Raw genomic sequence first — 14,871 nt, forward strand, 5'->3', positions numbered from 1 at the left:
GTGTACTCCACGTCGAACTTCCAGCTGCTGACCGACATTCAGAGTTCGAGCTTATACGCGGCCTGCACTTGCTCCGGTACTGGTCGTGTCAGCACGTTCTCTCTCCTCCACTCCGCGCTATGACTGCGGTCAAGAGAACAAACCGAAGAGGTTTGTCTTCTCTCGCCCGTTCTGCAGGGGCGGAGGAGTTTGGTCGCGCTACTCGTAGGCACGATTTGCGCCGGACTTGCGCTAAGCTCTGCCGGAAAGCAGGCGGAGACATCGAACAGATCAAATTTCTGCTTGGCCACTCTTCGATCCAGACGACCGAGAGGTATCTGGGGTCTGAGCAGGAGATTCAGTTTGCGGTGAATGACAATCTTGGATTGTGAGGATTCGGCTATGAGCTTCAGATAGGAGCTACAGCATGCCGGGAGACCAAAGGCAGAATTCTGGCGTGGCTTGTTGGTCCCATGATCGTGTGCTTTCAAGGGGACTCAGCAGGTTTTGAGCGGGTGAAACGCTGCCTTAACAGAGACACGTTCACAAACAAAAGCTGAGAAGAAATTCATCGAAATAGGTGTTGACCGGCGAGGGCTGTTGTGGTCTAGTCCTTCACACAGGCCTATCCCGACGCCCTGGGTCGCGACCGTGGTTTGCGCATTATGCTGAGTTGTTTCCCTTTATCCGGGAGAAATGTGTGAACTGCGATGCCGTTCGAGCTCTCACTGGTAGATCTGGTCTCACCCTATGTTTTGCAGGGCGACACCTTCGGTGCCTGGCACGCCGTGCTGGGTATCCTGCGCGTGGCAGAGCACGAGATTGCCGCGGATGAAAACGGCATCACGATCCGCGGCACGGTTGAATTCGAAGGCAACCTGACAGTTGATCCCAGCAACATGTCATTGGCTTTCAACAACACCGAGAACCATCCAGAAAATGACGCTTCCCGCCGCGATCCATGGATCGATGTGCGCGACGCCAGGCTCGATTTTCAACTGGTGGTGCCGCGGACTGCTTCGCAAAAAGTGTCAACGGCCGTAAATACCATTGGGGCGAACGCCGCGTTTGCTAATACGGCGAAGGTGCTGATCGCGTACGACACCATTCCAAACGATGCGCCGCCTTCAGACTATCCAACGACTGAATTCGTTCTGGACCTGTTGCTGACCAGCGTTGTGCTGCGACCGCCTTTCCTGCGCGGCGCCAAGCGCGAGGCGAGTGGCCAACTGGTCCCCGATCCGCAAAACGACAAGGTAAAGTTCACGCTGCCTCGGCTAAAGTTCCGGCTGGCGCAGGGATCTTCGAACACCGATCCGCTGAACGCGACACTGCTCTCTGCAGGAGCCAGCGGACTGGATGATCCGGGCGACATTGCTGTCGCTGAACTGATCAAGATGGACCCGCCCTATGCCTTTATCGGGCCATCGCAGATGGTGGGCTTTGGCTTTCGTTCGGGGACGCTGGATCTTTCCGACCAATCGACGCCACCTGACGTGCTGTCACAGTTTGGTTTTGACGAGTCGTGGACGGGCCTGTACCTACCGGAGATTCGGCTGTTCATCGCACCGCATGGCGCGCGCGACTTCGCCGTGGATGCGGGAGTGGAGAACCTGCTGATTGGCATCGGCGCATCGTCCGGCATTACTGGCGATTTTTCGCTGCAGGTGCTGGACCAGGGGGCGGGGCCGCTGAAGATGGGTGCCCGGTTTTATGACGGCGATCAGCGTGGGTACGGCATTGTTAAGACATCCGATACGACGGCAACCGTGCAGTTGCCAGCCCAGTCCCGGATAGTCGCCGATGTCGAAGGCGGCCGCACACCGATGACGGTCACCATCAAAGTGGGGGCGGATACGCCGGTGGCAGGCCGTGAAGCCGATGTCGATCTTTCGATCAACGCCACGCAGACTATCGTCATTGCCGCCGTGGACAGCAGCTCGCCCGTCCGCTCGGCCACCTTTACGATCACGGCCAGCCGGCGACCCGCACCAGTCTCGTTGCCTGGCACCACATCCCTGGGACCAACACCCGCAGCGCAGCTTACCGGGACCTCCACCGTTCAGGGAACGTCGCCCGTGCAGCAGCCGCGGCTGAGCATCGTTTCAGAGACCGCGAACAGCGTGACCGTGGGATTGAATGTGGCTCCCGGCAGGGCCGCACTGACGGCGTGGACACTGAACGGAGTAGCAGCCGGGACAAGCGCAACGCTGGTGGTTGACCTGCCCGCCGGCGGACCGGACGCAGGCATAACTGCGACGTTACCCGGCGAAAGTGGCGTGACGCAGTTCGAAAGTTTTTACCGTTTTGACAAGCCGCCGTATAGCGAAAACAATCGAGTTCTGACACCGCCGGAGATAGCAGCGTTTGCGCTGATCCCCGACAACACGCACTCCACCAAGGCGTCGGATGAGGGCACGACATCGAACTGGCTGGGCGGCAGTGACGTGCGCACGGCCCTGCTGCCGGTGCTACAGGGTCTGCCCGATAACACAGCCATTCAGATCGATGGCTTCGCCAGTTATGAAGGTCCGCCTCCGCCCGCGGTTGATCTGACCAAGCGGGCGTATAACGACGCTCTTGCAAGCCGCCGGGCTGCCGGGGTGCGCGCGATCATCGAGAGCCTGATCGCCGAACCGGCGAACAATCTGCAGGCTAAGAATTTCTCGCTGTCCGATGCGTCCAACATGACCAACTGGACGAACCAGGGCTTTCCTGCGGTGGAGACTCGTCGCATCTGGTGGAAGGCTGTGGCCAGTTGGCCGGCCGCGAACACGCCCGGATCGGTGTCCCTGGGCACGCTGCATCGCGACCCGCAAAGCAGTTCTACTACACCTGGAACGGTGCTGGATCCGCCACCTCCACCGAACGAGCAGCCTGCACCACCGCCGCGCTGGTTCCGGCAGATGGGCGCAAAGGTGCGCATCGTTCGCAACCAGTTTGTTGCGTGCGAGGTCACTGCCAAGATCGACATTCAGACGGCCGCGGAAGACCGGTTGCAGGCAGGCATGCCGAGTGGGAACTCCGGTACGCTGCCGCAGGGCCAGCCGTTGGGAGCGAATCCGGCGGACGGCTTGATTGATTTCCGCCTCGTGATTCAGATTGACGACGCGACGGACACCGTGTCCGTGATCGGCTACTACGGTGCGGACCCGGCGGATGTGGATGGGCTGTTCCTGTGGGGTACGCGGCCAGGTCAGCCACCCGCTGCGGACCCCGGTTTCGGCCTGAACTTCTTCGGCACCACTATCGTCTTTATGCCGCTGATCTCCGCGGGAGTGGGTGCGGTCGCCAACGATGGCGCCCTTGCAGAACTGGGCATGACGGCGGCGATGCTGGCGATCCCGGCAACGCTTGCAGGTCTTGCCGAGGTGGGCAGCAGTCCCGTCAAGCTCCTTTGCGAACGAGTGACATGGTTCGGTGGTGAAGTCCAGTTCCGCGTGAGGCCGTCGGGCGTGGAGGCGGTGATCCTGTTCGACATGGAAGCGGCCCTGAGCCTGGATGTTTCCATCGGCGGCAAGACGCTGCTGAAGATCGACCGCAGCGCACCGCTGGCGGTCCGCTACAAGGCCGTGGGTATACGCATCGGGGACGATCCGGATCAGCCGAAGTTCCAGTTTCGGCCTATTTTCGACGCTTCAAAGGGCTACACCATCGATGTTTCCAAACCCGGAGCCATCACGGTCGCCTCGCCACTGGACCAGATTCTGACGATTCTAGGGGCGCGCATTGCCCGCAACAATCCGCTGATCTTCGAGATCGATCTCGGCTTTGCCGTCGATCTTGGCGTTGTCACCATTGAACGTGCGCGGATCCGGATGCGCTTTGACCCGGTCAGCGCACCGGAGCTGACCGCCTTTGCGGCCAGCGTTGACATTCCGGGGGCGGTTTCCGGCCGGGGCTACCTGGAAATGAACGAACACGAGATCAAGGGTCAGATTGATCTCACGATCGTGCCTGTCCACATGCGTGTGGCGGCAGGCGTTGGCATTGCAGACATTAACGAAAATGGACGCAAAGCCACGGGCGTCATTATCTCGCTGGAGATCGAGTTCCCGGTGGCGATTCCACTGGGCACGTCGGGGTTGGGGATTTATGGCTTCCTTGGCCTGTTCGCCATGCATTACGCACGCAAGGAACCGCCACCGTCGTCAATGGCACCGGCCCTGGCGTGGCTGAAAGACATTGCGCACAGCAACCCAATCGACATCGCCGCGTGGACTCCGAAGATCGACAACTGGGCCTTCGGCGTTGGAGCCATCCTGGGTACGATGGGCTCCAGCGTCATCTTCAACATGAAGGGCGTTCTTCTGCTGGAGCTGCCCGGTCCCCGGCTGCTGTTGATGATGAAGGCAAAGCTGCTGGCGGTTCTACCGGAATTGTCAGGGGAAGCCGAAGGAACGTTTCTGGCCGTCATCGACCTCGACATGGGCCGGGGCACGCTCACGATCGGACTTGCGGTCGAGTTCAGCATCAAGCCACTGCTGGAAATCCACATCCCTGTTGAGGCCTTCTTCAACTTCAACAACACCAAGGATTGGCACCTCTTTCTTGGCCGCTATACCGACCAGATTCACGCGAAGATCCTTGAGGTTTTCGAAGGCTCCGGGTACCTGATGCTCTCCGGCAAAGGCTTCGCGGCAGGGGACATTGAGAGCAGTTTGTTGATTGCTCCCATCACAGGGTTTGCCATCTCGGCAGGGTTGCACGTCTCGTTCGTCTGGGGCAGCAAGAGTGTGGGCCTCTACGCAGAGGTTGCGGCGGGCTTCGATGCAGTGATCGGCTTCGATCCCTTCCTGCTTGCCGGCAAGCTGTATCTCCGTGGCACACTGCACATCTTCATCATCGACATCAGTGCCTGGGCCGACTTGACGGTGGCCATTGGCGAGCTGCCTGACGGCTCGAAAGTATCGCAGATATCCGGCGACATCTGCGGCAAGGTTGAGTTCCTGTTCTTTGACGTTGAGGGCTGTGTCCATTTCCAACTGGGCGAAACGGCCGTACCGGATGCGCCTCCGCCACAGCTCTTCCAGTCACTGCGGCTGGTGAGCCGATCGCCTGCCCTGGCAGTCGGGACCGGCGTGGACAAGTCGATCGATGGCGGCATTGCCGAAGGCATCCTGTCCGAGACGGCGCCCGCCCCACCGCCTCCACCGCCTCCCCCCAGTGCCGTCGGCCAGCCCGCGCCGGCGTTTCCCATGAACCAGCGGCGTGTGCCGATCGATGCGATTCCACTGGCGATGCTTGCGATGCCGCCGATAACGTCGACTTCGAAGTACATCTTCCGCGGTGTGGAAGTGACGCAGACACCCGGAACGCCGGGCGCGCCCAGCGATGGATGGATCCAGAAGGGCGACGACGTCTTCCAGTACACGCTTACGAGCGCGGAACTGATTGGCGACCTGCTGGATGGGGCCACACCGGCTGTATGGTGGCCGCAGAAGGCTGGCGATTCGACCTCAGCCGCGCAACTGGGTCTGCTGAGCTGGGTACCGGATCCCACGCCGAAAGCCATTGAGCGCAGCCAGTTTCTCGACGATACGCTCACGGAAACCTGGGGCACCGTGTGCAATGTGGCAGCTCCGCCCACTTCAGTGCTGTTCACGTTTTTGCAGGAGGCGTTCGGGCCGTCACTCAACGGCTGGCGGCTTGATGGTGAGGCGTGGCCTGATCCGCCGGCAACCATCCGCTCCTCTCCGCCGGTTCTGCGGCTGATCGTCACTGAGCGGTGGAGGACCGGGATTGCCCAGGTGGACAGCCTGATCGGGGTGATTCCTGCCGTGGTGGAAGGTGCAACGGTGCGCTGCCTTCCTGCGAACCGGAATCCTCTTGGACCGCAACTGCGGCTGAACCCTGTCCTGGCTGCGCGGGGTTTGAAGCGGCCCGACGTCTTTGCACCAGAAGAGTTCACGCTGATCGACCTGGCGGGCCGCGCGAACAGCGGGCTTGAGATATCACGGTCGATGCTGACGAGGGTGGTCGTGCAGCCAACTCAGGCACCGGCGGTCAATGCAGAAAAGGCGTGTACGAGCCGAGTGCTGGCAGCGCCCGTGCTCGATTCACGTGACCTGCGCCCCTTTGGTGATCGAAACCGGCTGGACGAAGCCGGGGATGCTCGCAAGAAGCGTGGGTTCCGCAGCGGACCCTTCGATGATGCTGTCGTTTTCCAGACAGGTGCGGTAGAGACGACGACCTTCTACCTGTTCGTGCACCGCGAGATACTGGCCTCAAAGATCGTCGTGGTGGCAACCACGGATGCGAACGATACGGTGTTCGAGCAGATCGTGCTGGATGCGTCGTTCACCATGCCGTCCAATACGTTCCCCGCGCGCTGGACCGATGCCACCGGGCCGTGGGTCGATGAGGTCTTCCGCCTCGCGCAGCACCAAGCGGTGGTGCAGCCGCGCGGCTATATCGGTGTGCTGGTGACCATTAAGGGCAGCGCGAAGGCTGACCGCATCCAGATCGGGCTTCTGCGGCAGAAATCCGACTGGCACCGAAAGCATATGGTCAGGCCTTTCTATGTCGCTGCGGTGGAGGTGTTTACCCAGGTGGAGTTCCAGCGCTCGGACTATGACACCACGGAGCAGACTCACAAGCAGAACGTGCTGGAGGCGTCGCTGGCAGACAGCAGTTCAGGCCAAGCTTTGCTGAAGCCAGACACGGCCTACGCGGTCAAGGTGTCATACGACGCGCAGCGCGGCAAACGCCGGCCCGGGGAATCGGTGAAGGAGATTGTTTCCTTGCCTGGGAAGCACGAGACGTTCTGGTTCTTTACGGATAACGAGCCGCCTCGCCGCCTTGATCCGTGGATCATGTGCAGCACGCCGGAGGATGGTGAACACCACTACTTCGGTCATCTCCCGATCCACGTTGTGTTCAATAGTCCCGACATAGGCCGTATCTACGGTGCGTACGGAAAGCGCCTGCAGATTCGGTTACGGGCGGCTTCGTTCCGTCCACTGCCGAACACGCCTGAGGTTCCACATCCTTTTGTCCTTACAGCGGCCACACTCGTCCCTGTGATTGCAAGCGTGCTTTCGCCGTGGGAGGCCGTGATGGTGGACCAGCTCACCAAGTCCTGTGTTCCGGTGAGCGGGAACCGATTCCGCCACACCACGGCCACGGTGCCTATTCCACTTGAACCATTTACCGACTACGTGTTGGACATCGAGATGGTGGATACGGCTGCACCGGCTGAGACCCCGGGAACGGTCGTGTGGCGGACCGGCTTCAGCACAGGGCGTTTTGCCACTCTTGCGGCGTTTGCAGAGTCCTTCCAGTTCAACCGCGTGCTTCACCGCTTCTCCAAGCCGGGACTGTTGCAGGCGATCGCCGCTCAGCCGTGGGCGGGCAATCCCCAGGGCAACCAGCTGGACATGGCGATGATCACCGCCGGGCTGGAGCCGATGGGGGTGCCGGAAGCGCCGCGCGTCATCGTTTTCTGGGAGGCGGGCGTGCCCAATCCACAGCCAGCTGCGGTGCTGGTGGATTCTTCAGAACCCATGTGGCGCAGCCGGAAGATTCCGCGAAACATCACCGACCCGCAACCGCCGAACGCATCGAGGCAGGAGATGACTACAGTGACGTGGATGCAACTGGAAGAGAGCGGCAGCGCGATCACTACCAAGGTGATCCAGGCACCCGGTGGGCACGGCGCCTTGATCACGCTTGCACCCAACTCGCGCGGCCAGACACTGAAACTCGTGCTGCGCAGGATCGCCATGAAGGAGAGCTACCTGGATGGACCGACGGCAGCGGACGAGTTGCTCACCATTCTGGACACGAAGCTCGCACGCGCGCCGTGGGAGGAGGAAGACTGATGGCCTTTATCGTGAATGCGGCAAAGTTTCAGGCCGAAGGAGCCTTCCTTCAATGGCAGGTGGTTGCCCGTCGACTGGGCATGCTGGACACGGTTTTTCAACGCAAGCTGCCTTCCGTGTTGCAGCTTCGCTGGACGCTGAAACCTGAGCTGGGATTGCCGACGGAGCCGTTCATCGTCTGGCGAAGGAACCGGAAGAACAACCAGCCGAAGCCTATTCAGGCCGACATTAACTCCTCCATGTTGTTTGGCCTTGGGCAAATCGCCGATCTACAGGGTTCGTACACGCACGTTACGCTGAACGGCTCCGGCGGGGGAGGAGCGGTGTATGGATTTGTCGGTAGCTCATGGCCGAATTCTGTTGTCGCTATAGCCGTTCTGCCACCCGGTGCAAATCAGACCGTCACCCTCACCGCCTCCTCCATGGAAGGGCTGATGCTTTCGAGTGCCATCACGATCAACTCCATCGTGGGTGTTCGGGCGGACGATCTTTCCGCAGCCTCGGGTTGGGAGAAGTTTGAACTGGTGGGTCTGCCGGTAAGGAAGGCTGAGTGGGCGGGGCAGGGAATTGGTTTGCACGGCACCGACCAGGGAATGGTCAGCGCTCCGACGAATGCCGTTGCAGCGGCGGGACAGCGACTGGAACGCGGTGCGCCACCGATCGGCTGGGCCTCGCTGATTGAGGCCGGGCTACCCGCACCGGCATGGATTCCCACGGCAACACCGTCCCTGCTCATCGACCTCCAAAAAGGGGTTCTGCAAGATCTGCGCACCATCGCGGGTCTTCCACCGGTGAGCCAGCCGGCCGCCACAATCTCAAAGGACGTGCCAGGACCGGAAAACTCTGCCGGGGAACAGATGTCGCAGCCTGGTGTTCCGTCTAACATTTCGCCACTGGGGATGACCTACATCGTGGCTTCAACGGATTGTTACAACAGCTTGGCTCTTGGCTTCGGAACAGCCTACCCGCTTGTTGTCGATCCGAATCGGCAGACGGCACTCGACTTCGATTACATGGTGACGGCGCGCTATGAGAAGGGGCCGCTGGCCGTTGGTGCCGCGGTGGAATATGCAGCGCTGGTGCCGTCGCCGCAGCAGGCCATTGCTCCTCCCATCCCGGCAGCGATGGCGCAGCAGTTGATGGGCAACATGCGTCCTGCGTTCGCAGATGGCGCATGGCGCGCTTCCGTCCGCACGTCGTGGGACCGTCCTGTACCCATCCCGTTGTTTCGACCGCGTTCCTTCGCGTTCGCCAGAACCGGCATCGCACCCGTTGCCGCACCAGCACTGTTGATGAACAAACGGTCCGACGGCTCGCCGCTCCCGATCGCGGTGAACTACTTCACCAGTTCGCTCGATCCGGAACCAAATCGGCTGAGCGCTGTTGACCGTGAGATCCCCATTCCGAACAATCCTGGCAATCGCACCATGAAGTATTCCGCCGCGAACCAGGACATCTACGGCCAGTACAGTAAATGGGTTTCGGTCAACTCCGTTATTGAGCAGCCTCGTGTCGATGACGTGCGCATCGTCTCCGCCGAGTTCCGGTATCTGTCGGTGCCAACGCCTCCGCTGTCTGCCTGCACCGCGAATCTTGTGTTGGAATTCCTGTGGGACTGGAGGGTGCGCAGCCCACTCTCGATCAGCTTCCGTGGTCGCCTGCATACGGCCGACTATCACGGTCAGCCACCGCCGGACACCACGCTGCCGAACGGCCTGCAGATCAGTCTGGCGGCTGCCCCTGCGACTACCTTTACGCTGCGGTTCGATGTGCTTGCTGCCAATGGCGCACCCACGGGAGCGTGGCCCGGCTATGTCCCGGCTACCGGCTGCATCGCGCTGAATCCTGCGGGTGATCAGCAGGTTGCTTTCGGCGCGGCACAGGGTGGCGAGGCGCGCCGCTATCGCGTCACAATTCCGGGCTTCACGCTAGATTTCGCAAGCAAGGGTCACCTGAATCTTGCGCTGTGGGCGGAGGGTGTGGAGGCCATTGCCCCGCAGCGCGTAGGTCCGTGGAGCAAGGAACCCAGCGTCATTTCGACCTCTGATCCGCGGCCACCCCTGATCGTGCCGGACATCGTTTCGCTTTCAAGCCTGCCGGATGCCGCTGGTGAGTCGCACGCAGTCTTGAAGTGGGCCGGATCGCCCGGGGCGGACGGCTACTTCATCTACGAGACCACCGAAACCAAGCTACTAAAGGCTGCCGGCGAGACCGAACCCGATCCATCCAAGACGCTGAGCCAGCGCTTGACGAGGCTGCTGCAGATCTTCGACGCGCAGCCCGCGAATCGACGTAGGGAGTTCACCCGCCGGAATAGTCGGTTGCTCAAGACCACTTCCGCCGACGTGACGCTGCCGCGCGGTTCCACGGCCATCCATCTTTATCTTGTCCTGGGCGTAAGCGCGGGCCAAGTCGAAGCCAAGTGGCCGACATCATCGACTGCCCTATATGCCTTTGCGGTTCCCCGTGTGCCGAAGCCGGGCGCGCCTACGATCGAGGTGGTGAGCAAGCTGGATAACACCGTGATTCCGCCGGTGTACCGAACCAGCATCCGCCTTGAAACTCGAAAGGGTCCACGCGTTCGCCGCATCGACCTGCACCGTGTGCGCGTGGACGATGCTGCGAAAGAGATCGACACCATGGGACCCCCGGTGCTCACGCTGGACACACTGACGCCGGGGTGGGATGTGACCCAGGTGGCAGACCCTCTTGGGTCGCACATTGTGACGGCCAGAGGCAAAGATACGCCGACGGGATCGTGGAAGCGGGTGTGGTATCGGGCGGCCGCATGGTCGGACGACGACCTGCTGCGGGGAACGCTGTCTGCACGGTCCCCTTCCAGCACGGTAGCGTGGGCTGTCGTTCCGCCGGCGACGCCGCCGGATCTTTCCGCCATCGTGATGGAATGGCCCGGCACAGCGGCTGGGGACGTATTGTTGAAATGGAGCAGCGCCGCGCCCCTGCCAAAGACCCCGCTTGGTCCACATACCCTCTCCGTCCGTGCCCGCCGCGTGGGTAGCGGACAGGATGAGTTGCCACTTATTTCGTTTGAAGGGCCGTTGCCTGACCTTGGAACCGTGCAGCCCGCGACTGGGTCCGGTGCCTGGCGCGTGGACGCGACCAAGCCTGCCCAGTACCGTGCCATCATTCGCCGGGCGGACGTCGCCGATGCCGTAGAGATCAGCGTTCGTGTCACCGACCCCATTGGTCGATCGTCGGAGGCACTGGCTACCATTGGGCCGGGCAGCATCCTTCCGGACCCGGTGCTGGATACCTTCCAGCTTGTGAAGAGCGTGGTTCCTGCCGGTGTGCAGCTGAACTGGCACAGCAGCACGCCCATCGATCCCGGCCTGTACACCTTGCGCATCACGGTAAACCGGCCAGCGATCAAGATCGGCAATTTTCCAATCAGGCAGTTGCCCATCTCGATCCAGATGGGCCTTTCAGACGTGCCGCTCGACGAACCAGGGCCAGTGCCTGCCGGGATCGATTCGCTTCGCGCACGCCGCATGCCGGGTCCGGGGCCGAACTTTGCCTACTACGCGTTTGTCCGGGTCGCGTTCACCCAGATCATTGTCCGCCTCACGTCTCCTGACGGGCGCGTGGCACAACATATCGAGCTACCGAGCTAAGCCATGGCCACGCTACCCATCACGGTTCTCACACCGAATGCAGTGCAGCAGAGTCTGCAGAACAATGGCTTGTCTGCGCTGGGACTCACTACCGTTGAACTCGGCACCCGCTGGGCAGATGCGACGCCCAACGCAGGAGATTTCGACAGCGCGGCACTGACGCTGGCCATTGCCGGCACGGTACGGGCACCGTTTCTGGGCATACGGCAGAACGGATTCCACGACGCCTCGTCGACCCTTGCCGCAGCCGTCGGCGCCAACGACACGACGCTTACCCTTGCCCCAGGAACAGGCACCGGCTTCCCCACGCCGGTTGCTCCCGGGCGCATCCTGCTTACGCTGGCGAACAGCTCCGGAAGCAAGATTGAAACGCTGGAATGTACCGCGCGTGCCGCCGATAGCCTAACGGTGGTGCGTGGCGCGCAGGGTACAAGCAAACAGGCCTTCGCGGCGGGCGACATGGTGACGCTTCGGCTGACTCCCGCAGAGCGCATCAGCGAGTTCTACGAGGTGGATGGTACACCGCTCAACGTGAATGCCACCATCTTTCGCTTCCATCCCCAGGCTTACCAGCGGCTGCAGACCATCTGCGCCCGGCGCTATGCCGCGGCGGGTCAGCCGTTGACGCTTCCGTTGCCAAGCTCGTTAGTCATTCGAAGCGCGGAAGGCTTTCGTTCGGCGCGCTGGTACAGGCCCGATGACGCACTGGACGATGTCACCGGCACCCTGTCGTTTCATGATCGGCGTGGCTTCATTCTGGATCCGGTCTACGTGGCCGGTCTGTTTGCTGACCTGCTGAGCCCCACAAGCCTGCCCGGACTGGTGCCCTCTTCAGTCACGGCCGCCGCCAACGGACCCGGAGGCGTGCAGTCGATCGCTGGCCTTGCAGCGGCGGGTACGATCGTCCACCTCATCGATCCTCATGGAAACCCTATGCGGATCGCGACGCCCGGGGCCGGCCTGATTACCGACGATGGAGCGGCTGTGCTCACAGGCAATATCACGGGCAACCTGATTACCCTGGCTGCAGGCAATCGGATTGCGCCCAACGCGCTTCCCCCAGTCACCCCGCTTCGTATCGGATTTGCAACCAACGGAACGATGAGCGCTTCGCCACTATTGCCGCCGCCTCTGGCCGCGGGAACGATTCCCCGGCTCTTTTACCGTGTGATGGTAGTGGACCAAAACTGGTACCTACTTGGCAACCGGTCTGCAGCAGCAGTGCTGGGCGTCCCGGCAGACGATCAGCGCATTCCACCGGAATTGCTGCCAATCGTGCGTGACATGGTTGATATCGACTATCTAGCTGACGGGCCTGATACGCTCGGCGAAGCCACTCGCATCCTGAACCGTCCGCTGCAAAGCATGATCGTAGCGGTCTCCCCGAACATCGACCAAAGCCTTCTGACGCCCGCCGGCCCCGGAGCGCCTGCGCACTGGCCTGCCCTTCCCCCGCCCAACACGAGCGCAGGCTTTCCGAACCCTCCAATAAAGCTTTCGGCCGCCAATGTCACAGCGTCTTTCGTCGGCCAGGATGTTGTCGTGACAGTCGCCGCCGGAGCCGCGCCCGACGGTGCAACGGTTCGCGTGTTCCCGCAGGTGTTTGTGGAAATTGCCTCAATCAATGGCGCGGAACCGTCGTTTCTTCGTGGCGATGGTGGTGCAGGCATCGTGAGCGGAGCCAACCCGGTGAACATCTTTCTGGCGAACCCCTTCCACCTAGGTTCGGCTGCAGCCGTTCCGAATCCGGCAGTGCTTACGATGGACATCGTGGTGGCACCAAGGCTGGGGCAGCGACGCCTGACTGCCGCAGTAGCGGTGAAGGTGGCGGCAGGACCTGCCGTTGTGCCCACTAGTCCCTTCTTCGGTGCCGCCGCTGGCAACATTATGGGCATCTTGCCGGTCATTGTTCAAGGTGTGGCGGAGTCGCCGCTGTTCGGCATTCCCAACACCGTCTCGCCGCCAGCCGCGCCGCCGGGAAACCTGCTGGAGCTGGTGCTGAGCCTTGCCTCAGAGCCGTCTCCGCGCAAGGCTCCGCGCCTGCCCACCATGGCCCGGCTGGAAACAGTAGCAGCAACCGGCACAACCTTACCTGCACCCGATACATCCATCGCCTGGCAGGCGGTTTTGAGCGGTGCGCGCTGGGCGGCAGAGTCGCGTTCAGCCCTGCACGCGCAGGGCAACCCGGGGAACCCGGCCGGGCCGGATGTGCATGCGCCTGGGGTAGCCACCACGGGTGCCCTTGGTTACGACCTTGCGCTGCATGCCCTGAAGCGCGCGCAACCGCTGATCCCGCTGCCTGCTTCGAACGCTGGCACTGTGCTGGGGTGGGTAGCTTTCTCGTCGGGAGATAACTTCGACATTCCCGTGGACACAGCTGCTGCTAATACCGGCACCGGCGTCCTGCTGGAAAGCATCGCCGTGGGCTGCGAGACGCCTTGGCTATCCAGCTTTGACACGCCGCCTGCAAACCTTACCGTGAACCAGATGATTCAGAATGCCGCGGGCCTGATGAACGTGGGCGCACCGGCGATCACCGTCAACATCAACAATGAGAATCGCCTGCAGCGTGAGGTGCGCCGCGAGTTCTTCGCAGCCAAGCAAGGCTTTCGCGACGCGCAATGGTCGCTGCGCCGCGCGTTTGCCGAGGCGCGGGAACTCGTCTACATCGAGTCTCCCCAGTTTGCGCGCACGGCTCGCCCGAGTGGTGCCCCGCAACCGTACGAAGTCGACCTTGTGGCTGAACTGGCTGCCCGGCTGAGTGCTCATCCGAACCTGCGAGTCATCGTCTGCACGCCGCGCCTGTCTGACTTCGCGGATAACTTCCGAAGTTTTCATCGGCAACACTACGCGGCACGGCTGGAGGCCTTCAACAACCTGCAGGCCGTTGCGAAAGATCGTGTTCTGCTGTTCCATCCGGTCGGTTTTCCCGGTCGCACGGCGTACATCCGCACGACCTCGGTGATCGTCGACGACGTGTGGTGCCTGACCGGCGCAACACACTTCCGCCGTCGCGGCATGACCTTCGACGGCAGCGCTGCCATTGCCTCATTCGATCGCCAGATTACCGACGGCTATTCCACTAAGGTCCGAAACTTTCGCCGATCCCTGATGGCTGCAAAGATGAATGTCCCCGCACCTGCGCCGGGGCAGCCTCTGAATGGCGAGTGGGTTCGTCTCGGCAATCCCACCTCAGCCTTCGATGTAGTGAACGACCTACTGCAGCAGGGTGGCTTCGGCCGCATCCAGAGCCTCTGGCCCGGACCGACTGACAACACTGTGCTGGCCGCTCAGCCAGAGGTCGCCGATCCCGACGGCTCCAATGGTGTCACGCTGTTCAACACCCTGGCCGGAATGCTTGCAGAAGCTGGAACCTAGTACAGCATGGTCTTTGTGGCGGTGGAATTGTCAGGCAATGTCAGTCAGGTTGAGAGGCC

Annotated in this window: 4 protein-coding genes; all 4 read left to right on the forward strand. The window is 61.7% G+C overall.

Annotated elements, in window-relative coordinates; all coding sequences use genetic code 11:
• Positions 1-119 precede the first annotated feature (119 nt).
• The 4 genes from BDD14_RS32790 (at position 120) to BDD14_RS02300 (ending at position 14,812) form a co-directional block, all read left to right on the forward strand.
• Entirely contained in the window at positions 120-371 is a 252-nt protein-coding gene (locus BDD14_RS32790; RefSeq protein WP_242617675.1) for a site-specific integrase, read from the forward strand.
• 318 nt (positions 372-689) lie between these two features.
• Positions 690-7,802: a hypothetical protein gene (locus tag BDD14_RS02290; protein ID WP_130417396.1), complete on the forward strand. Its 7,113-nt coding sequence runs from the start codon at positions 690-692 to the stop codon at positions 7,800-7,802.
• Entirely contained in the window at positions 7,802-11,434 is a 3,633-nt protein-coding gene (locus BDD14_RS02295; protein ID WP_130417397.1) for a hypothetical protein, read from the forward strand. Before BDD14_RS02290 ends, BDD14_RS02295 begins: the two co-directional genes overlap by 1 nt.
• Before the next feature lie 3 nt (positions 11,435-11,437).
• Positions 11,438-14,812, forward strand: coding sequence for a phospholipase D-like domain-containing protein (locus tag BDD14_RS02300; protein WP_130417398.1), 3,375 nt, complete (start codon positions 11,438-11,440; stop codon positions 14,810-14,812).
• Positions 14,813-14,871 lie beyond the last annotated feature (59 nt).

Origin of the sequence: Edaphobacter modestus (assembly GCF_004217555.1) — a bacterium.
GTDB classification, from domain to species: domain Bacteria; phylum Acidobacteriota; class Terriglobia; order Terriglobales; family Acidobacteriaceae; genus Edaphobacter; species Edaphobacter modestus.